The organism is Thalassospira profundimaris WP0211 (genome assembly GCF_000300275.1).
Taxonomy (GTDB): domain Bacteria; phylum Pseudomonadota; class Alphaproteobacteria; order Rhodospirillales; family Thalassospiraceae; genus Thalassospira; species Thalassospira profundimaris.
The window spans coordinates 188,188-208,945 of sequence record NZ_AMRN01000005.1 but is presented as its reverse complement, the minus strand read 5'-3'; the positions used below and the strand labels follow the sequence as shown (position 1 = coordinate 208,945).

Annotated in this window: 19 protein-coding genes; 8 read left to right on the top strand and 11 right to left on the bottom strand. The window is 54.1% G+C overall.

The genetic code is table 11. The features are described 5' to 3' along the window. Positions 1-195: 195 nt before the first annotated feature. The 5 genes from TH2_RS11550 to TH2_RS11530 all read left to right on the top strand — a co-directional run bounded on the left by TH2_RS11550 (position 196) and on the right by TH2_RS11530 (position 3,701). Positions 196-483: a type II 3-dehydroquinate dehydratase gene (locus tag TH2_RS11550; RefSeq protein ID WP_008890613.1), complete on the top strand. Its 288-nt coding sequence runs from the start codon at positions 196-198 to the stop codon at positions 481-483. A 10-nt stretch (positions 484-493) separates the two neighbouring features. Further along, on the top strand, positions 494-940 hold the full coding sequence (locus TH2_RS11545) for an acetyl-CoA carboxylase biotin carboxyl carrier protein (RefSeq protein WP_008890612.1): 447 nt from the start codon (positions 494-496) through the stop codon (positions 938-940). A 17-nt stretch (positions 941-957) separates the two neighbouring features. Then, a complete protein-coding gene (accC, locus tag TH2_RS11540; protein ID WP_008890611.1) occupies positions 958-2,307 on the top strand; it encodes an acetyl-CoA carboxylase biotin carboxylase subunit in 1,350 nt (449 codons plus the stop codon). A 202-nt stretch (positions 2,308-2,509) separates the two neighbouring features. Further along, positions 2,510-3,175: a leucyl/phenylalanyl-tRNA--protein transferase gene (gene aat / locus TH2_RS11535; protein ID WP_008890610.1), complete on the top strand. Its 666-nt coding sequence runs from the start codon at positions 2,510-2,512 to the stop codon at positions 3,173-3,175. 43 nt (positions 3,176-3,218) lie between these two features. Then, positions 3,219-3,701 (top strand): GNAT family N-acetyltransferase, encoded by a 483-nt coding sequence (locus TH2_RS11530; RefSeq protein WP_008890609.1) that lies wholly within the window; start codon positions 3,219-3,221, stop codon positions 3,699-3,701. An 83-nt stretch (positions 3,702-3,784) separates the two neighbouring features. Here the strand turns inward: TH2_RS11530 and serA are convergent, their stop codons facing one another. Continuing rightward, a complete protein-coding gene (gene serA / locus TH2_RS11525) occupies positions 3,785-5,026 on the bottom strand; it encodes a phosphoglycerate dehydrogenase (protein WP_008890608.1) in 1,242 nt (413 codons plus the stop codon). Between the two features lie 240 nt (positions 5,027-5,266). On the opposite strand from serA, the gene TH2_RS11520 reads away from it, so the two are divergent. Next, positions 5,267-6,427, top strand: a complete 1,161-nt coding sequence (locus TH2_RS11520; RefSeq protein WP_008890607.1) for a GNAT family N-acetyltransferase — start codon at positions 5,267-5,269, stop codon at positions 6,425-6,427. 74 nt (positions 6,428-6,501) lie between these two features. On the opposite strand, the gene TH2_RS11515 is transcribed toward TH2_RS11520, so the two are convergent. Both TH2_RS11515 and TH2_RS11510 read right to left on the bottom strand, forming a co-directional pair. After that, positions 6,502-8,184, bottom strand: a complete 1,683-nt coding sequence (locus TH2_RS11515; protein WP_008890606.1) for a methyl-accepting chemotaxis protein — start codon at positions 8,182-8,184, stop codon at positions 6,502-6,504. Between the two features lie 11 nt (positions 8,185-8,195). Beyond that, positions 8,196-8,813, bottom strand: a complete 618-nt coding sequence (locus TH2_RS11510) for a hypothetical protein (RefSeq protein WP_008890605.1) — start codon at positions 8,811-8,813, stop codon at positions 8,196-8,198. Between the two features lie 188 nt (positions 8,814-9,001). Between TH2_RS11510 and TH2_RS11505 the strand changes: the two genes are divergently transcribed. Further along, positions 9,002-9,235, top strand: coding sequence for a hypothetical protein (locus TH2_RS11505; RefSeq protein WP_008890604.1), 234 nt, complete (start codon positions 9,002-9,004; stop codon positions 9,233-9,235). Positions 9,236-9,367: 132 nt separating this feature from the next. On the opposite strand, the gene TH2_RS11500 is transcribed toward TH2_RS11505, so the two are convergent. The 5 genes from TH2_RS11500 to TH2_RS11475 form a co-directional block, all read right to left on the bottom strand. Further along, entirely contained in the window at positions 9,368-9,910 is a 543-nt protein-coding gene (locus tag TH2_RS11500) for a hypothetical protein (protein ID WP_008890603.1), read from the bottom strand. 107 nt (positions 9,911-10,017) lie between these two features. Then, positions 10,018-12,336, bottom strand: a complete 2,319-nt coding sequence (gene clpA / locus TH2_RS11495) for an ATP-dependent Clp protease ATP-binding subunit ClpA (protein ID WP_008890602.1) — start codon at positions 12,334-12,336, stop codon at positions 10,018-10,020. A gap of 3 nt (positions 12,337-12,339) precedes the next feature. Next, positions 12,340-12,666 (bottom strand): ATP-dependent Clp protease adapter ClpS, encoded by a 327-nt coding sequence (gene clpS / locus TH2_RS11490; RefSeq protein WP_008890601.1) that lies wholly within the window; start codon positions 12,664-12,666, stop codon positions 12,340-12,342. Positions 12,667-12,971: 305 nt separating this feature from the next. Beyond that, entirely contained in the window at positions 12,972-13,823 is an 852-nt protein-coding gene (locus TH2_RS21275) for a phasin family protein (protein ID WP_157194058.1), read from the bottom strand. An 819-nt stretch (positions 13,824-14,642) separates the two neighbouring features. Next, positions 14,643-15,392 (bottom strand): hypothetical protein, encoded by a 750-nt coding sequence (locus tag TH2_RS11475; RefSeq protein WP_008890598.1) that lies wholly within the window; start codon positions 15,390-15,392, stop codon positions 14,643-14,645. Between the two features lie 214 nt (positions 15,393-15,606). Here TH2_RS11475 and TH2_RS11470 point away from each other — a divergent pair, with 214 nt between their 5' ends. Next, positions 15,607-16,875, top strand: coding sequence for a D-alanyl-D-alanine carboxypeptidase (locus TH2_RS11470; RefSeq protein WP_008890597.1), 1,269 nt, complete (start codon positions 15,607-15,609; stop codon positions 16,873-16,875). Positions 16,876-16,958: 83 nt separating this feature from the next. On the opposite strand, the gene pgmG is transcribed toward TH2_RS11470, so the two are convergent. The 3 genes from pgmG to galU all read right to left on the bottom strand — a co-directional run bounded on the left by pgmG (position 16,959) and on the right by galU (position 20,667). Beyond that, entirely contained in the window at positions 16,959-18,374 is a 1,416-nt protein-coding gene (gene pgmG / locus TH2_RS11465) for a phosphoglucomutase/phosphomannomutase PgmG (RefSeq protein WP_008890596.1), read from the bottom strand. A 2-nt stretch (positions 18,375-18,376) separates the two neighbouring features. Continuing rightward, on the bottom strand, positions 18,377-19,699 hold the full coding sequence (locus tag TH2_RS11460; protein WP_008890595.1) for a UDP-glucose dehydrogenase family protein: 1,323 nt from the start codon (positions 19,697-19,699) through the stop codon (positions 18,377-18,379). An 80-nt stretch (positions 19,700-19,779) separates the two neighbouring features. Then, positions 19,780-20,667, bottom strand: coding sequence for a UTP--glucose-1-phosphate uridylyltransferase GalU (gene galU / locus TH2_RS11455; RefSeq protein ID WP_008890594.1), 888 nt, complete (start codon positions 20,665-20,667; stop codon positions 19,780-19,782). Positions 20,668-20,758: the final 91 nt, after the last annotated feature.

Sequence of the window (20,758 nt, the reverse complement as noted above, 5' to 3'; positions counted from 1 at the left end):
CCGGTCAATCATGCACCCCGGAAGCATCAAGGCCGCGTTGCAAAGGCCAATGCAAAGTTGCGTCAGACTTTGGTCGTGTTATAAACGCAACTCCAAATGTTGGGCATTCAGAAGCGGATTGCTTCGCGGTTCGGGCATTCCTGAACGGTCGAGACACCCTGCGGACTGATGCGCGATGGATGCTTCGAAGCAAGAATGGAAGTGAACGAGTTGACTGGTTTTAGGCAAAACCGACAAGAAGACTCTGGCATTCTTGGCAATGCTAAGGCATATACGCACACATCGGTTGCGATCCTTGAATCTTTCGCCGCATTGTTCATGGCGAAATTCGGGATTCATCTGTCCAATATTCAAAAGCGGAATGCATTCAGACACGATTTAAACGTCTCGAAAGCTGCAAACGGCATGATCTACGGCTTTGGCTCCCGGAGCACCAAGAACGCCCTGGATGCCATGCGCGGATTGATCCACACACCATCATAAAGATATCGAAATGAGCAAGTTCAACATCGACAATGACGCCATTCGCCAGCTCGCCGAGCTGCTGGACGACACCAATCTGACCGAAATTGAAGTTGCCGCAGGTGACAACCGTATTCGCGTCGCCCGTCAGGGCACCATGGTTGCTGCTGCTCCGGCTATGGCGCCGGCTGCTCCGGCTGCGTCCGCGCCGGCTGTTGCGGCGCCGTCTGATGCCGCCTCCCATCCGGGTGCGGTTAAATCGCCGATGGTCGGCGTTGTCTATTTTGCACCGGAACCGGGTGCGGCTCCGTTCATCTCGGTCGGCGCAAGCATTGCCGAAGGCCAGACCCTGATGCTGATCGAAGCGATGAAGACCTTCAACCCGATCCGCGCACCAAAATCTGGCAAGATCACCCAGATTATCGCGACCGACGGCCATCCGGTCGAATATGACGAGCCGCTAGTCATTATTGAATAAGCCGGGGTATCAACCGCATGTTCGACAAAATCCTGATTGCCAACCGTGGCGAAATCGCGCTTCGAATTCAGCGCGCCTGCCGCGAAATGGGCATCAAAACTGTCGCGGTGCATTCCACTGCTGATGCGGACGCCATGCATGTGCGTCTGGCCGACGAATCGGTCTGCATCGGCCCGGCAGCATCCAAAGACAGTTATCTGAATATTCCGGCCATTCTTTCGGCTGCTGAAATCACCGGGGCCGAGGCCATCCATCCGGGCTACGGCTTCCTGTCGGAAAACGCTGATTTCGCCTCCATGGTCGAAGAGCACGGCTTTGCCTTCATCGGCCCGACGCCGGAACATATCCGCATGATGGGCGACAAGATCACGGCAAAACAGACGGCCGAAAAGCTTGGTATTCCGTGTGTTCCGGGATCTGATGGTGAAATCACCAGCGTTGACGAAGCCCGCAAATGTGCCAAGGAGATCGGTTTTCCGGTCCTGATCAAGGCATCAGGCGGCGGCGGCGGTCGTGGCATGAAAGTGGTTGAGCGCGAAGAAGACCTTGCCGAAGCATTTTCCATGACCCGTAAGGAAGCATTGCAGAACTTTGGCAATGCCGCCGTTTACATGGAAAAGTACCTTGGCAAACCGCGCCACATCGAATTGCAGGTCATCGGGGATACGCACGGCAACGCCGTTCACCTGTTTGAACGCGATTGCTCTTTGCAGCGCCGCCACCAGAAGGTGCTTGAAGAAGCCCCGTCTCCGACCCTGACGCCCGAAGAACGCGAACGGATCGGTTCCACGGTTGCGAATGCCATGATCGGCATGGGGTATCGCAATGCCGGCACCATCGAGTTCCTCTATGAAAATGGCGAGTTCTATTTCATCGAAATGAACACCCGCCTTCAGGTGGAACACCCGGTCACCGAAATGATTTCCGGTGTTGACCTTGTGCGCGAACAGATCCGCGTTGCAGCTGGTCTTGAGCTGTCATTCAAGCAGGAAGACCTTGAAATTCATGGTCACGCCATTGAATGCCGCATCAACGCCGAAGACCCGCAGACCTTTGTCCCGTCACCGGGCAAGATCAAGGAATATCATGCACCTGGCGGACTGGGCGTTCGTGTCGACAGCGGTATTTACACCGGTTATTCGATCCCGCCCTATTACGACAGCATGATCGCAAAGCTGATTGTTCATGGTCGCGACCGTGAAGAATGCATGATGCGTCTGCGTCGTGCACTGGCCGAATACGCGATTGGCGGCATCAAAACCACCATTCCGCTGCATCAAACACTTCTTGCCAACCCGGACATCCAGAAAGGGGATTATGACATCCACTGGCTGGAAAAGTTCATGGGCATGAATAAAACGCTGTGATCAGCGCCTAAGCCTATTCCAAACGGGAACCTTCGGGTTCCCGTTTTTCGTTTGAGATTTAAATCAAAAATTTAATCGCGCTTCCCTATTATAAGGGACCGGTTCAAACTGGAAATGGTAACGACCTTGTCGCATGCGACCGGGTCACTCATATGTAAACAACCACCAGAAAAACAGGATCAAAGCAATTATCACTGCGATCATGTCAAACCAGCTGACCCCTGATCTTTTGATCCGCGCCTATTCCGTCGGGCTGTTTCCAATGGCCGAAAGCCATGATGATCCAACCCTGTACTGGATTGATCCGGAGTGGCGCGGCGTCTTGCCGCTTGACGGGTTTCATGTCCCGCGCAGCCTACGCAAGGCTGTGCGCAAGGGCACCTATAAGATCCATGTCGACCGGGCCTTTCCCGAGGTCATCCGCGCCTGTGCGGAGCCCACCGATACCCGCGATGACACCTGGATTAACAGCAACATCCTTGATGCATATTGTGCGCTTCACAAGATGGGCTGCGCGCATTCGATAGAGGCATGGAAAGACGGCGAGCTGGTTGGTGGTTTGTATGGTGTCAGTCTGGGCAAGGCGTTCTTTGGTGAAAGCATGTTTTCACGCGCGACCAATGCATCAAAAGTCGCCCTCGTCCATCTGGTCGCGCTGATGCGTCAGGGGGGCTACAGCCTGCTTGATACGCAGTTCGTCAATGATCACCTCAAACAGTTCGGGGTCGAGGAAATCCCGCGCGAACGGTATCGCAACGAGCTGGCCAAGGCATTGACGGGGCGCGCCAACCTTCCGTTTGAAGTCGATCCCGAAATCCTTGAAGAAACCCTGACAGGCGGCGATAGTAAGCCACACGCGCCCTCCTGAGTTCGGCCGAGCCGATTGACCTTCACGCCAAGACGAGCACCCCATGCAAATTCGCCCCGCCACCGACAACGACATTCCCGCCATTCTGGAAATTGTCGCCCCCATCCTTCGGGCCGGGGATACCTATGCCATTGATAGCAATCTAAGTGACGACGACGTCATCGCCTACTGGATGGGAAAGGACAAGGTCACACTGGTTGCCGAGGAAGACGGCAAGATCGTTGGCACCTATTACATCCGCCAAAATCAGGGCGGCGGCGGATCGCATGTTTGTAATTGCGGCTACATGACATCCCCTGCCGCCAGTGGTCGGGGCATTGCGCGGCGCATGTGTGAAGATTCGCTGGTCCGTGCCAAGGATCTTGGATACCGCGCGATGCAGTTCAATTTCGTCATCGCCAGTAACGCCGTCGCGGTACATCTTTGGCCAAAGCTTGGGTTTGAGATTGTCGGGCGCCTGCCCGGTGCCTTCATGCACCCGACATTGGGCGAAACCGATGCATTGGTCATGTATCGCAAGCTGTAAGCAACACAGAGACACCACAAAACGGAAAAAGGGCGGGCACCATCTGGCACCCGCCCTTTTTTATTTTATTAAACCGGTTCCGATCAGAACAGGAAGCGCACGCGAAGGGTGCCTTCGATCGCCGAGAGTTCCTTGCGAACGCCCTCGCCCGGTTTGATTTCCTCGTCGACTTCAACCACCACATAGCCGACACCGCCTTCTGAGCGCAGATACTGGCCGCTGATGTTGATGCCGCGACGGGCAAACACATCGTTGATCTTAAGCAGCACGCCCGGAACGTTGCGGTGAATGTGCATGAAGCGGGTATGGGTGCGATCCTTGACCGGAAGTGATACTTCCGGGAAGTTCACAGCCCCCAGGGTCGAGCCGTTATCGGAATAGGTGATCAGCTTGTCTGCGACCTCGATCCCGATATTTTCCTGTGCTTCCTGGGTCGAACCACCGATATGCGGGGTCAGGATGACGTTTTCCATACCGCGCAGCGGGCTTTCGAATTTTTCATCCTTGCCGGCCGGTTCGACCGGGAACACGTCAATCGCCGCACCGGCCAGATGGCCGCTTTCAAGGGCGGCCGCCAGATCTTCGATCACGATGACATTGCCACGTGCCGCATTGATCAGGTGTGCGCCCTTTTTCATCTTGGCGAGCTCAGTTGCCGTGATCATGTTCTTGGTCTGCTCGTTGGCCGGAACATGCAGCGATACCACATCCGATCTGGCAAGCAGTTCATCCATCGACGAACAGGAATTGGCATTGCCCATGGCAAGCTTATTGATGACGTCAAAATAAATGACATTCATGCCAAGCGATTCCGCCAGCACCGAAAGCTGCGAACCGATATGGCCATAGCCGATGATACCAAGCGTCTTGCCACGTGCCTCGTATGAGCCATGGGCATTTTTCAGCCAGTCGCCTTCATGGGCGGCTGCGTTACGTTTGGGAATACCACGCAGCAGCATGATGATCTGGCCCAGCACCAGTTCGGCAACCGAACGGGTGTTGGAATACGGTGCGTTAAACACCGGGATACCGCGCATCGCAGCGGCCTGCAGATCAACCTGGTTGGTGCCGATGCAGAAACAGCCGATCGAGGTCAGCTTGGACGCAGCTTCGATAACGTCTTCGGTCAGTTTGGTACGGGAACGAATGCCCAAAAAGTGCGCTTCGGAGACAACGGACTTCAGTTCGTCCGCGTCGAGCGCAGCAGGGTAATGGTCGACATTAGAGTAGCCGGCCTCTTTGAACATCTTTACAGCGTTTTCATGGATACCTTCGAGCAGGACAACCTTGATTTTGTCCTTCTCCAACGAAAGTTTGCTGTTCACGGCGCACCATCCTTTTCTTCGCGAGGGCGACACGGGAAAATCCCCGAGCCGTTTTCAGACCCATTCCAAATGGCCTGTGGCACAATGAAATAGGACTTAGATGCGCTTCCGTCAAAGGCTTTCCCTTGCGTAAATGCGCATTGCGCCTATCTTCTGAACGCATATACCGGCTAATGCGTATAAAAATAAGGCCTCGGGAGTTAAACCGGGCGCCTGGGGACCATCTGCAGGAATTCAGATTTGGCTGTCGAAATCAAAACCGTCACCGATATTCATCAAATCGGACAGGCCCAGTGGGACAAGTGTGCCGGGTTTGACAACCCGTTTGTCAGCTTTGCCTTCCTGTCCGCAATGGAAGACAGCGGATCAACTACTGCTGAAACCGGCTGGCAACCGTTTCACCTTGTCGCAGAAGATGAGACTGGTGATGTCATCGGGATTGTGCCGCTTTACGTCAAAGGCCATTCTTATGGCGAATATGTTTTCGATTGGTCATGGGCAGAGGCCTATGAACGTGCCGGTGGGCGCTATTACCCCAAATTGCAATCGGCTGTGCCATTTTCCCCAGTGCCGGGCCCGAGGCTTCTTGTCGCCAAGGATTACCCAGATCCTGACAGCGTGCGCAACGCCTTAATCAGTGGCATGACGATACTGCCGGAAAAGCTTGGCATGGCGACACTGCATGTCACGTTTTGCAGCGGCGATGAAAGCCAGCTGATGGAACAGGCAGGTTTTCTGGCGCGCACGGGCATGCAGTATCACTGGCGCAATCGCGACTATCAGAATTTCGATGATTTTCTGGGCGCACTGAATTCGCGCAAACGTAAAAACCTGCGCAAGGAACGCAAGCAGGTTCTGGAGGCCGGATACAGTTTCAAGGCACTGCGTGGCGATGATTTGAAACCGCATCATTGGGACCGGTTTTATCATTTCTATCGCGATACATCCGACCGCAAATGGGGACAGGCCTATCTGACGCGGGAATTCTTCGATCTTCTGCATGACCGTATGCGTGATCGTACGGTGCTGATTTGTGCATTCAATGACGGCGAAATGGTGGCCGGTGCTCTTAACTTGATCGGGTGTGAAACCCTTTATGGCCGCAACTGGGGGACGATCGACCGTACGCCACTTCTGCATTTCGAAACCTGTTACTATCAGGCCATTGATATTGCGATTGAGCATGGCCTTAAAACCGTCGAGGCCGGGGCACAGGGCGAACATAAAATCCAGCGCGGCTATGAACCGGTAATAACCCATTCCGCCCATCTGATTGCGGATCCGGGACTGAAACGCGCGGTCGCGCAATTTTTGACCCAGGAGCGCAACCACATCAGTCAGGACCGCGATTACATCCTTTCCGAACACAGCCCCTATCGCAAGGAACCATCAGGGTCGTAACCCGGCCCCGGATACCCCAAACAAAAAAGGCGCGGGAAATTCCCGCGCCTTTTGGTATTGATATGTCTTAGGCGTCAGACAGTACGGACGTCATTCAGGAAGCCGTTAACGTGACTGCGAAGTTCGTCATTGGCGGCTGCCAATCGCCCGACACTGTCAAGCTGGCCACTGGAAAGGTCACCACTTTCGGTGGTTGCACTGGCAACGCTTTTGACTGCATTGGTAATGGCAACGTTACCGTTCGCCGCCCCTTCGACGCTGCGCGAGATTTCCTCGGTTGCAGCGCCCTGCTCTTCCACCGCACTGGCGACAACCGACATCAGTTCATCAATCTTGTTGATGGTGTCGGCAAAGCCACGCACAGCCTCGGCAGCAGCGCCGGTTTCGCTTTGCATCTCGGCGATCTTGGCCGTGATCTGCTCGGTTGCCTTGACCGTCTGGGATGCAAGGTTTTTGACCTCACCGGCAACCACCGCAAAGCCTTTGCCGGCTTCGCCCGCACGGGCGGACTCGATGGTTGCGTTCAATGCCAACAGGTTGGTCTGATCGGCAATGTCACTGATCAGATTGACCACCTCGCCAACGCTTTGTGCCGCTTCATTGAGTTTTTCAACACGCTCGTTGGTGCGCTCTGTCTGACCGACCGCTTCCTGCGTGATTTCGGTCACGCGGGCAATCTGCGAGGAAATCTCAGATATAGATGCCGACAACTGAGCGGTTGCAGATGCAACAGTTTCGATGTTGGTCGAGGACTCTTGCGCCTGCTCGGCCACGTCCTGCGCATCCTGGTTGGCGCGTTGTGCGTGTGATGTCAGCGTCTCGGATGCCGAACGGACATCATCAAGGGCTGCGTTCACCGCATGCAGAACATCCTGGATTTTTTCATCAAAGCCCTTGGTAAGCGTTCCCATGCGCTGGGTGCGTTCAACCTGACGCTGGGCTTCGACTTTTTCCTGTTCGGCCATGCGGGCACGTTCACGTGCGTTTTCCCGGAAGACTTCAAGGGATTTAGCCATGGCCCCCACTTCATCGGCGCGTTTCATGTCAAGCGTTTCGATGTCAAGATTGCCAGCAGCCAGTTTACCCATGGCGTCGGTCATCTTACGAATCGGGGTTGCAATCATCCGCGACAAGGTACCACCAAACAGCACAGCCATGATGATAAGTAGAACGACGCCAACACCAAGCGTGACTTGGAATATCTGCATGGCTTGGGCGACTTCTGCCTCAACATCGAGAATCATTTGATCGATATTCTTGGCAAGCTCGCTTGCAACCGTAGTGACCTGGTCTGATAGTTCACGCGGCTCGCCCGATGCTTCAATCGCACGCGCATGGTTAACCGTCAGATAATGGCGCATTAGTTGCGCTTGTTGCGCTGCGATTTCTTCCCAACGGACAATCGCCCCATCCATTTCATCAATCAAGGTAGCGATTTCCGGGCTGATTGACGCATATGTCTTGAGAACATCGATGCGAATGTCGATCTCTTCGCGCGCTGTTTCATACCCAGCCAAGCCAGCGCGGTCGCCAGTCGTCAGGAAGTAGATAAGTTCCTGACGTGCGACAAGATAGGCGCGATCAAGGTCGCGATAGTCGCGTTCAAATTTCGAGAGATAATCGCGCTGATCATTGGCGTTGCTGACCTGCATGGTCGAAAAAACGCCTGCGCCAGCCACCATCAGGATTACCGCGATCATAATGGCAAAGCAGCTCATCAGCTTTGCCGGGATAGAGAGGTTCTCAAAGAATTTCATCGTATTTCTCCCTACAGACCGCGGCGACGCGCGAGTTCATTGAGATTGACCTCAACGGTCACGGCACCGATCGGCTGACGATCTGCATTGCTCATGGTCATGTTGAGCTGGGCAAGCCAAGCATCGGCCCCCTCGTTATATTCGGCCTCGTCGATGAACACGGCGTCGGGACCATTCGGATAGGTATTTTGAAACTTCGCTTCATCCCCCTGCCAGAAATCGGACGTGATGGAGCTTTGCCCGACATTCAGGCCAACGGCGTCCATCACAAAGATTTCTGCAAACATACCACCGGAGCGTGCCTGAACTTGTGTGAGGTAGCTCGACAGCGGGTTGGTCAGGATTGCTGCAACCAACGGCTGATCTTCCGCTTCGCGTTCAGCGCGCCACTGCAGATCGGCCGCATCAATCTGTTCCTGTGTCATGTCCGTGCGCAACTTGTTCTGCGAACTGATGGACAGTTCAACAACCGGATTTGCCAACCATTCCCGAATGTTTCTAATCACTTCATCCGTGATCAGTACATTGGGGTCCCCTGGCAACTCTGCCTTGGCAAAAGCAGCATGTGGCAGAACAAAAACTGTCGCTGCGAGCATACCGGCCAAAGCCACACCACTTTTGAATTTCATTCGTTCACTCCCCAGTCTATGCCAATGGCAGATCAATACTATCTATTAGTATAGATTCTTATACAAAAGGTAAAAAACAAATACAACCTTTTTTAGAATCTATAGCGATGTGGAACCGCACGAGAGGAGCTTCCACATTTTCTATATGTGGATTGCGCGCATAGAAACAACATGCGACCGGACTAGACATGGCGGTTGGGGGAGGAGGCCAGAAATCAGGCAAGAAAAAAGCGGCGGTAAAAACCGCCGCTGAGTTTGGTTGGGACACGAGCAAACTGCAGAAGATTACGTTGTTCCAGGCGCGAAACGCGCCCCTGCAAAGAACAACTGTCCATGCTGCCATAAGCAGGATGCGTGCCAACTTTATAACCCTCTCAAAAAACCGTGGTTTTTCGGGAAATTCCGGTCGCAATCCCACATGACTGAAATACATTACCTGATAATCTTTGCATTTCAAAATGCAAAAATTGCAAAATGCGAATTAATAAGTTTGCATTTTGCAAAAATATACCGGAGAGAATTAGAGCTGCATAATTTTCAGTAAGCTTATACACCTACTTAGCGCGTTTTTTCTTCGTCCGACTATTGAAGTTCAGAAGCGCTGGTGCCTTCTCGATGATTTCTTCGAGAATGGATTTCGCGATCTCAAGGTCGTCCTTTGCAGAGTCGTCGAGCTGACTGATATAGCGCGGATCGGAGATCATCCGCTCTGCCTCATAAAGGGTCCTGAGTTCACTTTGGAACATTTCGCGCGCACCAAGCGGAAGGTTTTCCTTTGCACTCATGACAAAGAAGAATTTCAGGCTCGTCTTGATGACAATCCTGAGCATAACGACCTGAAGCTTGTGAAACTGTTTTTCCAGTTCTTCTTTTTTGGGATGGGATTCGAGCTTGTTCATCCGCTCCATAATCACCAGAGACAACGCCTTGAAGTTGTCGACTTCCTCACGAAACGGGCGATAACCGGTGACGTCGGACTTGTCAGCGTTCTTTTCAAGCGTATTGGCCAGCGCGATCAACTTTCGCGCACGCAGCTCAAGTCTGGATAGGAACTCCTCGACTTCGTTCCGAAATTTTCGTTGTGCAGCCTGGCTCATGATATTCTGGCGTTCTTTATATGATTATGCCCAGGGAACGATATCCCCGGGCACCAATCTATACTGCCAATCATTAACAACAACCTGAAAACCGAAAAAGGTCCATTTTAACCGGCCATTTCCGGATCTTTTTTCTGTTGTTTCTCGCCATTCTCATCTTCCGGATAACGGAAGGTAACAGCATCGTCTTCGATATCGACCAGCACAGCCCCGCCCTTCGAAAGCTTGCCAAACAGCAACTCTTCGGCGAGCGGCTTTTTAACGTGTTCCTGAATGACACGGCCCAACGGACGCGCCCCGAAGGCCGCATCGTAGCCGCGCTCTGCCATCCAGGCCCGCGCTGCTTCGGTCAGCTCGATCGAGACATTGCGATCCGCCAGCTGTGCTTCAAGCTGCAGGATGAACTTGTCGACAACCATCTTGACGACTTCCGGCTGCAGGTTGGCGAAAGGAATAACCGCATCCAGACGGTTACGGAATTCGGGCGAGAAGGTGCGCTTGATCGCCTCTTCATCTTCGCCAACACGCATTTCACGTTTGAAGCCGATCGGCGGCTTGGCCATGTCAGATGCACCGGCATTGGTCGTCATGACCAGCACAACATTACGGAAATCAACCGTTTTGCCGTTGTTATCGGTCAGCTTGCCATGATCCATGACCTGCAGAAGAATATTGAACAGGTCCGGATGGGCTTTCTCGATCTCGTCAAGCAGCACAACCGCATGCGGATGCTGATCAACGGCATCGGTCAGAAGACCACCCTGGTCAAACCCGACATAGCCGGGAGGCGCACCAATCAGGCGTGATACGCTGTGGCGTTCCATGTATTCGGACATGTCAAAGCGGATGAACTCGATCCCCATGACCGTTGCCAACTGCTTGGTGACCTCGGTCTTACCAACGCCGGTCGGCCCCGAGAACAGATAACTGCCAATCGGTTTTTCCGGCTCACGCAGACCTGCACGGGCCAGTTTGATCGCACTGGCAACTGCTTCGATTGCCTTGTCCTGGCCAAACACAACCGTTTTCAGGTCACGCTCAAGATTTGCCAGCGCCTTGCGGTCATCGGTTGAAACCGATTTTGGTGGGATGCGGGCGATCTTGGCGACGATTTCCTCGACATCACGCTTGCTCACCGTGCGTTTGCGTTTGCTGGGTGCAACCAGCATGCGCGATGCGCCAACCTCATCAATCACGTCAATTGCACTATCGGGCCGCTTGCGGTCACTGATGTAGCGCGATGCCAACTCAACCGCCGAACGCAGGGCTTCGTTGGTATATTTGACCTGATGGTGTTCCTCGTAATAGGGCTTGAGCCCCTTGAGGATCTTGACGGTATCGGCTTCTGACGGTTCCTCGACATCGATTTTCTGGAAACGACGCACAAGGGCGCGGTCCTTTTCAAAGTGCCCCCGGAATTCCTTGTAGGTGGTTGAGCCGATGCAACGCAGCGACCCGCTTGCCAGTGCCGGTTTCAGAAGGTTCGAGGCATCCATTGCCCCGCCCGACGTCGCACCAGCACCGATCACGGTGTGAATTTCATCAATGAACAGAACAGCACCTTCGTACTCTTCAAGTTCCTTGACCACAGCCTTCAGGCGTTCTTCGAAATCCCCACGATAGCGCGTACCGGCCAGAAGTGCGCCCATATCAAGGGCAAAGATCGTCGCGTTTTCAAGAACCTCTGGCACATCGCCATCGTTGATACGGCGCGCCAGCCCTTCGGCGATGGCGGTTTTACCAACGCCGGGATCACCGACATAAAGCGGGTTATTCTTGGTACGACGGCACAGAACCTGAATGGTGCGGTCAATCTCGTTCTGGCGACCGATCAGCGGATCGATCTTGCCGCTCTGCGCCTTGACATTAAGGTTCACACAATAGGCTTTAAGCGCCTCGCCCTCGGCCGGACCGCTTTCGTCGCTTTCTGGCGACATGCCTGCAACCGGCTCTTCATCGGCACCGCGCGGGATGCGGCGCTCATTAAGTTCGGTCGCCTTGGCGATACCGTGTGAAATGTAGTTTACCGCATCGAGACGCGTCATATCCTGGAGTTGCAGATAGTAAACCGCGTGCGATTCCCGTTCAGAGAACAGGGCAACAAGCACGTTGGCACCGGTCACTTCCTCGCGGCCGGAAGACTGGACGTGGATTGCAGCGCGCTGGATCACGCGCTGGAAACCGGCGGTCGGTTTGGGATCTACCAGACGCGCACTGATCAGGCCGGAAAGCTCGCTATCGGCGAATTCCAGCAGATCGGAGCGCAGCCGATCAATATCAACCCGGCAGGCCTTCAGCACTGCCAGCGCATCCTGATCTTCGGTCAGCGATAACAGAAGATGTTCAAGAGTGGCATATTCATGCCTGCGCTCCGACGCATATGCGAGCGCACGGTGCAGGCTTTCCTCAAGATTGCGCGATAGCATATGTCACTCCTTCTCTAAGGTACACTGCAGCGGATGCTGATTCTGGCGGGCCAGGTCCATGACCTGGTTTACTTTGGTCTCTGCGATTTCGTAGGTGAATACACCGCACACTCCGACACCCTTGCGGTGCACCTGAAGCATGATCTCGGTGGCTTCTTCACGTCCTTTTTCAAAAAACCGTTCCAGTACGTGAACGACGAACTCCATCGGAGTATAGTCGTCATTCAGCAACAGCACCTTGTACATGGACGGCTTTTTGGTCTTGGGCCGTGTCTTTGTTACGATCCCCGTGTTCGGCAGATCAGTGCCGTCATTATCCTGTTCAGTCATCGTCTACTTACCGGAACCCTTATTTCCTGCATGATCTCCATGATAGGTCATTGCCAAACTCTTTCAAAGTCCGCTACGCGGTTCTCACTAGGAATTTATTGTGCATCCGAGTTTCGTTCGTTGTCTATCTTCGATTCATTTAGGCTGCGAATAACGCACTGCAAGATCAGGCGACAAACTTCGTGATTATTGTCACTCCAAAATTATCCGGGACGCGAAAAGATACATAAAAAAACGGGCATGGCTAAAAGCCATACCCGCTCGGGACTGGAAGGTGCTGGGATATCCAACATGCATCCATTGCCTCATTTCAGCGTAACATTCGTTGCCTTGCTGATGGCATTCAGGCCGTCCGAAAAGGCAGAAAACATCAGTTCCTGCATCTTTTCACCTTCGGCCACACTGCTTTCATAGCAGCGATTGACGATGCGTGAATGCAGCTCCTGAAGGTCTGCAAGACTTTCAACCTTGGTCAACTCATCAAGATCTTCCTGCGAGGCTTCAAATTCTTTTTGCATCCACGTCGAAAGCTCGGTGCCAATGCCACCGGTCTTTTCAAACATCGCCATGGTTGCCTGCCAAACTTCCTCGAAACTTTTCTTCTGGGTATCAAGCAGCTCTTCATACTGAGCAGCAACCCGCGACCCGGCACCGGAAAAAACATCGGCCTGACCAGTCATGGTTTCAAAGATCTTGCCGAATGCCTCATTGGCAGCAGAAACACTTTCTTCGAATGCCTCATTGCCAGCAGTGACCATTGCTTCGACCTCTGGCGTCTTCCAAAGTTCGAAATAGGGCTCCATCCCCGTTCCGTCGATGAACAATGCACCAAAGCCAAAAACGTCGCCCTGCTTTGGCTCTGCCTTCGGTTTGACATCAACCGATTTTGCGGTTGCAGTGGACTTGGCTGGGGTTTGGGTCGTGGCCGGCGTTGCCGCAGGCTTGGAGACAGCAGACTCTGCCACCACGGTTGCCGGTGCAGCCGATTTCTCAGACGTCGCGGGTGCCGCGGCCTTCGGCGCAGGTGCAGATTTCGATGCCGTACTTGCCGGTGCCGCAGCAGCCTTTTTCGGCGCAGACTTGGCAACGGTTTTCTTTTTCGGGGCGGCGGAAGCGGCAGACTTGCTGGTTGCCGTAGTTTTGGGTTTCGTGCTCACAGTATTGGCCTTTTCGCTTTTGGTGGGGGATTTGGGCGCTGTCGACTTGTTTGCTGGCGGTGTCACCTCACTAGCAGGTCGCGCGGCCCCGGAATTCGCAACGGAAGGTTTCGTGGCAGATTCAGCCTGCTTTGATGCAGGCCCAGATGGCGAAGATGTCTCAGCCTTGGCAGGTTTCGGGGACTCTGCATTTTTTTCGGAAGCACCGGCCGACGCGGCATCTTTGACCGGCGTTTTGGCAGCAGATACCTCACCCTTAGCGACCGTTTCAGACGAAGCAGCCTGACCTGCAGCTTTGGTCGACGTACCGTCACTCGGCGTCTTTACCGTATCGGGCGATGGTGAAGGCGATGCCTTTTGCGCTTCCGCCGTCGGCTGCTGAGCTGCGGCTTCTATCTCGGAAGATGTCATTACCTTCCGCTTGGCAGGCGCAGACTCCCCTGCCGACGGGACTGAAGCTGCTACAGTTTTGGGTGACGACGCGGAAGCCTGCTTGGTTGCAGTTTTCCCGGCTAGTTTCTTTTTGGAATCAGCCATTGCCTCAACCTCCTGATCACCGGAATATCTATCCGGATCAATGTTGCATTGCAACATAACCCTAGATGGAATTACCCCGCCTCGTCAAGTACAGTTTAGTGACAAATACGCCATATTTCCCAGCATATCTCCAACGGAAAACGCCGGAATTCCACGAAATTTTTAAAACAGCAACTTGATCAAGGCATTAGCCCACAGTTTTGCTGCATTGCAATAAATTTAACAGGCCGGGCAATAACATGAACACGTCACGCCATCGCCCGGTTGCAACATTTTCGTACCCTAGCGAAGCGTATTTCCGCGCACGGTTCTGTAAAACTCACCGGAGTCGCTGTTCTGGACATGATGCATCTGTGCCGCCGATTGCGATCGTGCGTTTTCAGCGGCAGGCGGCTCCGGAAGGTCTTTTTCAACCGAAGAAAGGTTTGCCAGAACTTCCGGGAACTTAAGGGCACGCAAATCATCCACACCTGATGCCCAGGTACCCAACGTTATGCCACCCGAAGAGCACCCTATGGCGACCCAGTAAAAATCATCGGAATACAGACGCAGACCATCACGGTTTTGCGTTCCGAAACCTTCGGCCTGAAGCGCATCGGTGATGGCGAGATAAGAATCGCGGTCAATGCGATCAACGGCCTCTTCGCCCCCAAACGCACCAAGCGGTGCATTGACCTCGACATTGATTTCCTTGACCTGTATCGGCCCGAACACGCGGGTGGTCAGATTGAATTCCTCAAACCCGGGATACGGCGTTAATTCAAAGACGCGGACTTCCTTGTAATACTCGGCATTATAAATAATGCGAATTTGCCCTTCTGCATCGCCGGCTGCACAGGCCTGACGAAGATCATCGGCATTAAGATAAGAAAACCATGATGCCTTGCGGACAAGTGGATTGCTGACGTCACTGGTTTGGGTAAAGGTACAACTGGCAAGGCCTGCAATCACCAGTGCGGCAAGACCTGCTTTGGCCCAGCTGGCGCTGCGGGTCCCCGTATTGGTGTGAACTGGAGCCGTCTTTTCTGACATTCGATCCTCGATTTTTTGCTAATCTGGAGATATAAAATACAGTCTCGCGAATAAAAATGGCCATCTCAAGGCCCGAATGACGACCACCGAAATTCGATGTTCTTAAACATTTGTTTAAGGCTGTGATGCGACAGTGAACTTATTTAGTTCTTGGGGAAACCTCAAAGCCGAGCCCGATATAATGCGTTTAATGACCCTTTCCGGGCCAACTGCAATGGCCAAAGCTCTGTCCGTGACGCGCTCGCTGAGCATGCGTGGCGTTGTCGCTGTGCTTTTGTGTCTGGTTGCGACTATTTCACTCACTGTTCTCTCGCCGTCCGCTGCACAAGCGCGGACCTATACGGCGATGATTATTGACGGCGACACTGGCGAAACGCTTCATGAATATCGGGCGGATCACAAGGTCTATCCGGCGTCGCTGACCAAGATCATGACCCTTTACATGGTCTTTGATGCCTTGGAACATGGCAAGGTATCGCTTTCGACTCGTATGAAGGTTTCCAAACGTGCCTGGGGCCAGGCCCCTTCCAAACTTGGTCTTCAGCCGGGCGAAACCATTTCCGTCAAGGATGCCATTTTGGCGCTGGTTACCAAATCGGCCAACGACATTGCAGTTGTTGTCGCCGAACATCTTGGTGGCACCGAAATCAAGTTTGCCCAGATGATGACGTCCGAGGCACGCCGCCTTGGCATGTCGCGCACCACCTTCCGCAATGCATCTGGCCTGCCCAACCGCGGGCAGATGACCACCGCACGCGACATGATCAAACTGGCTGTGGCGCTGCGCAAGAATTACGGCAGCTACTATCATTACTTTGCGACCCAGAAGTTCCGCTTTGGCAACCGCACCTATGGCAACCACAACAATCTTCTGGCGTCCTATTATGGTACCGACGGGATCAAGACCGGCTATATCAATGCATCGGGCTTCAACCTTGTTGCCTCGGTCAATCGCAATGGCAAACGCCTGATTGGTGTTGTGTTTGGTGGCCGCACGGCCCGCACCCGTGATGACCAGATGAAAAAGCTTCTTGATCAGGCCTATATGAAGCTGACCAAGGACGGTGAAATCGTTGTTCCGCGTCCGCGCATCAGCCCGGAAGACAAAATCCTGCCAGCGGATGCGCAGTTGCTGATTGCCAAGCGCAGCACGCTTCGCGAAGCAGAACAGCCGGGCCGCATTGATACGCAAACCGTTGTCACCCGTCTGAAGCCGGAAACCGGTGCAGGATGGGGCATTCAGGTTGGCGCCTTTAGCGACCAGCGCCGGGCACAGGAAGCAGTCCTTGCCGCGGCACGTACCGCCCCCGATGTTCTGCGCCTGACCCGTGCTGCGGTCGAGCAGCAAGCCAGTGGTACCGGTGTTGTCTATCGCGCCCGTCTGCTGGGCTTTGATGGCGAGAACGAAGCACGCGCCGCCTGTGACGCGCTCAAGCGTGAAAATGTTGCGTGCATCCCGGTCAATGCAGGTGATGCTGGCTAAAAGCCAAACTGCACAGAGATACAAAAAGGCCCGTCAGGAAATCTGACGGGCCTTTTTAATTTTGTCTTGGCTGAACGTCTTAATTAGTGACCGCCACCTGGGGCAAAGAAGTCATCCGAAGACAGACCGCTTTTGACCAGCTGATCGGTCACCTGTCCCTTCAAACGTTCCAGCCCGGCATCATCAGCGGCCTCACAACGGGCCACGATGGCAGGCTGGGTGTTGGATGCACGCAGCAGCCACCAGCCATCATCGGTGCTGACACGCACACCATCAATGCCGCTGACCTCGGCGCCGGCTTCGGCAAGGCGGGCACGGACTTCTTCAATCAGCGCGAACTTGCGGTCATCCGGGCAGTCGATACGGGTTTCCGGCGTATTGACCGCAACCGGCATGGCGGCCCGCCATTCGGCAAGGCTTTTGCCACTTTGAACCAGAATGCGATACAGGCGCACGGCGGCATAAGTCGCATCGTCATAGCCGTAATAACGCTCGGCAAAGAAGATATGGCCGCTCATTTCGCCGGCGATCGGTGCCTTTTCCTCGATCATCTTGGTTTTGATCAGGGAATGGCCGGTCTTCCACATGATGGCCTTGCCACCAATCCGGTTGACCTCGTCAAACAGGGTCTGACTGGCCTTGACATCGGCAATGATCGCAGCGCCCGGCTGACGCTGCAAAACGTCTGCGGCATAGATCTGCAACAGCTGATCACCCCAAAGGACGTTGCCCTTGCCATCAATCACGCCAATCCGGTCACCGTCACCGTCAAAGGCAACACCCCAATCGGCATTGTGTTTGGCAACGGCAGCCTTGAGGTCAACCAAGTTGGCCTCAACGGTCGGATCAGGGTGGTGGTTGGGGAAACTGCCATCGATGTCATCAAACAACAAATGATGCGTACCGGGCAGCTTGGCCGTCAGTTTACGCACGACATCACCGGCAGAACCATTGCCGCAATCCCAGACAATCGTCATCGGATTGGGAACATCGCAGTCAAGCTCGGCCACAAGGCGTTCGACAAAGCGATCTTCGATATCTATGTCGCTTGCCGTGCCCTGCCCGGTTTCGAAATCACCGTTGGCGGCTATTTTGCCAAGTTGCTGAATGGCGTCGCCAAATACCGACTTGCCAGCATTAAGCATCTTGAAGCCGTTATAGTTCGACGGGTTATGCGAACCGGTGACCATGATGCCGGCATCGGTTTTTTGATCATAAACCGTGAAATACAGCATCGGGGTCGGCCCGCGACCAATGCGCACCACGTCACAACCGGTCGACAGAATGCCTTCGGCCAATGCCGCCGCCAGTTCTGGCGAACTCAGACGACCATCACGCCCCAGGGCAACGCGCTTTCCGCCAGATCTGCGTACCATGGTCCCGAAGGCTTTCCCCAACGCATTGGCGTCTGCCGCATGCAGGGTTTCGCCAACAACGCCACGCACGTCATATTCGCGCAAAACAGAGCTATCAAACTTGTGTCCGGCGGAATTCGTCATGATTAGGATTTGCCTCCGATAGATGCACGACCGACACAGGAATAGCTGAAACCGTTTTCAGCCATCTCGTTCGGATCGTAAACGTTACGCAGATCAACGACGATCGGGTGTTTCAGCGCGTCCTTGATGCGGTCAAGGTCCATACCGCGGAATTCGTTCCACTCGGTCAGGACGACCATTGCATCGGCGCCTTCGACCGTATCGTAAGCGTTGTCGCAATAGGAAATGCCATCAAGAAGCTTCTTGGCTTCTTCCATGGCTTCGGGGTCATAGGCCTTGACACTCGCCCCTGCCGCGATCAGGGCAGGAACGATATCAAGGCTCGGCGCATCGCGCATGTCATCGGTATTGGGTTTGAAAGCCAGCCCCAGAATACCGATGGTCTTGCCCACAACAGAGCCACCGCATGCCGTAATCACGCGATCTGCCATCGCCTTTTTACGCTTGGCGTTGACATCAACAACCGTCTCGATGATGCGAAGCGGGCTGTTATATTCCTGTGCGGTGCGCACGAGTGCGATGGTATCTTTCGGGAAGCAGGACCCACCATAGCCCGGACCGGGATGCAGGAACTTCTTGCCAATACGGCCGTCAAGACCGATGCCGCGTGCAACATCATGGACATCCGCACCGACCTTTTCACAAAGATCGGCAATTTCATTGATGAATGTGATCTTGGCGGCGAGGAAGGTGTTGGCCGCATATTTGATCATTTCCGACGTTTCACGGGTGGTGAAGACAATCGGGGTTTCGATCAGATACAGCGGACGATACAGATCAGACATCACTTCGCGGGCACGCTCATCACTGGTGCCGATCACAACGCGGTCCGGGCGCATAAAGTCGCCGATCGCCGACCCTTCGCGCAGGAATTCCGGGTTAGAGACCACTGCAAATTCTGCATCCGGGCGCTTTTCACGAATGATGCGTTCGACCTCGCGACCGGTTCCTACCGGGACGGTCGATTTGGTCACGATGACGGTGAAGCCATCCATGGCTTCGGCAATTTCTTCGGCCGCGGCATAAACGTAACTCAGATCGGCATGACCATCGCCGCGGCGGGTCGGTGTGCCCACGGCAATAAAGACAGCGTCCGCATCCTTGACCCCTTCCTTGAGGTCGGTGGTAAAGGACAGGCGGCCTGCCTTGACATTATTTTCGACCAGAACATCCAGACCGGGCTCGTAGATTGGCATGATACCGTCTTCGAGACGAGCGATTTTTTCGACATCCTTATCGACACAAACAACGTCCGTACCGAACTCGGAAAAGCAGGCACCGGAAACAAGTCCAACATATCCGGTCCCGATCATAGCTACGCGCATGGAGGTTTTATCCTGGTAAGTAAATCCCGACCGGAACAGATCACATCGCTATTCCGGTCGGACATTGTTGACATGAATGGTTATTCTGCCGCTTCGCCTTCGGCGAATTCGTGAATAAGCTTGCGGACATCGTCGCGCATATCTTCACGGGCCAGGGCAAATGACATTGTGGCTTTCAGGAAGCCGATCTTGTTGCCGCAATCAAAACGACGGCCTTCAAAATTATAGCCATAGAACGGCACCTTGCCGATCATTGCGGCCAGCGCATCGGTCAGCTGGATTTCATTACCAGCGCCGCGCGGGATGTTTTCAAGCACCTCGAAAATGCCGGGATCAAGGATGTAACGCCCGATGGCCGACAGGGTCGACGGGGCTTCTTCGGGTTTTGGTTTTTCAACCATGCCGCATGCACTTACAAGGCGGCCATTGGTGCCTTCGATTTCGAGCACACCATAGCGGTGAACTTCCTCGCGCGGGACATCCATGACGGCAACCATGTTGCCACCCGTACGGCCATAACTGTCGACCATCTGCTTCATGCAGGGGACTTTTGACTGGATAAGGTCATCGGCCAGCAGCACGACAAACGGCTCGTCACCGACCAACGACTTGGCGCACAGAACAGCGTGCCCGAGGCCAAGCGGGTTGCCCTGACGGGTATAGGTCACACGACCGTTTTCCGGGATCATTTCAAGCGCTTTGGACAGTGCTTCTTCCTTGCCGCGCTCGGTCAGGATCGCCTCCAGCTCGGCAGAGCGATCAAAATGGTCCTCAATCGCGGTTTTGCCGCGACCGGTTACAAAAATGAATTCTTCGATGCCGGCCGCAATGGCTTCTTCGACAGCGTATTGAATAAGTGGCTTGTCAACGACCGGCAGCATTTCTTTTGGCATTGCCTTGGTGGCGGGCAAAAAACGGGTTCCCATGCCTGCGACCGGAAAAACTGCCTTCTTGATTCTTTTTGACATTCAATACTTTCCTTTTTCAACCGCTGCACGCCAGTCCGTATTGGAATTGCCCGCATATATGCTTCTGCCACAATTCCAGAACACGGATCAA

What these genes read in the sequence shown, in the direction of transcription:
- TH2_RS11550 (WP_008890613.1), top strand. Translation starts at nt 196, where the DNA reads ATGGAAGTGAACGAGTTGACTGGTTTTAGGCAAAACCGACAAGAAGAC.
- TH2_RS11545 (WP_008890612.1), top strand. Translation starts at nt 494, where the DNA reads ATGAGCAAGTTCAACATCGACAATGACGCCATTCGCCAGCTCGCCGAG.
- accC (WP_008890611.1), top strand. Translation starts at nt 958, where the DNA reads ATGTTCGACAAAATCCTGATTGCCAACCGTGGCGAAATCGCGCTTCGA.
- aat (WP_008890610.1), top strand. Translation starts at nt 2,510, where the DNA reads ATGTCAAACCAGCTGACCCCTGATCTTTTGATCCGCGCCTATTCCGTC.
- TH2_RS11530 (WP_008890609.1), top strand. Translation starts at nt 3,219, where the DNA reads ATGCAAATTCGCCCCGCCACCGACAACGACATTCCCGCCATTCTGGAA.
- TH2_RS11515 (WP_008890606.1), bottom strand. Translation starts at nt 8,184, where the DNA reads ATGAAATTCTTTGAGAACCTCTCTATCCCGGCAAAGCTGATGAGCTGC.
- TH2_RS11510 (WP_008890605.1), bottom strand. Translation starts at nt 8,813, where the DNA reads ATGAAATTCAAAAGTGGTGTGGCTTTGGCCGGTATGCTCGCAGCGACA.
- TH2_RS11505 (WP_008890604.1), top strand. Translation starts at nt 9,002, where the DNA reads ATGGCGGTTGGGGGAGGAGGCCAGAAATCAGGCAAGAAAAAAGCGGCG.
- TH2_RS11500 (WP_008890603.1), bottom strand. Translation starts at nt 9,910, where the DNA reads ATGAGCCAGGCTGCACAACGAAAATTTCGGAACGAAGTCGAGGAGTTC.
- clpA (WP_008890602.1), bottom strand. Translation starts at nt 12,336, where the DNA reads ATGCTATCGCGCAATCTTGAGGAAAGCCTGCACCGTGCGCTCGCATAT.
- clpS (WP_008890601.1), bottom strand. Translation starts at nt 12,666, where the DNA reads ATGACTGAACAGGATAATGACGGCACTGATCTGCCGAACACGGGGATC.
- TH2_RS11475 (WP_008890598.1), bottom strand. Translation starts at nt 15,392, where the DNA reads ATGTCAGAAAAGACGGCTCCAGTTCACACCAATACGGGGACCCGCAGC.
- TH2_RS11470 (WP_008890597.1), top strand. Translation starts at nt 15,607, where the DNA reads ATGGCCAAAGCTCTGTCCGTGACGCGCTCGCTGAGCATGCGTGGCGTT.
- pgmG (WP_008890596.1), bottom strand. Translation starts at nt 18,374, where the DNA reads ATGACGAATTCCGCCGGACACAAGTTTGATAGCTCTGTTTTGCGCGAA.
- TH2_RS11460 (WP_008890595.1), bottom strand. Translation starts at nt 19,699, where the DNA reads ATGCGCGTAGCTATGATCGGGACCGGATATGTTGGACTTGTTTCCGGT.
- galU (WP_008890594.1), bottom strand. Translation starts at nt 20,667, where the DNA reads ATGTCAAAAAGAATCAAGAAGGCAGTTTTTCCGGTCGCAGGCATGGGA.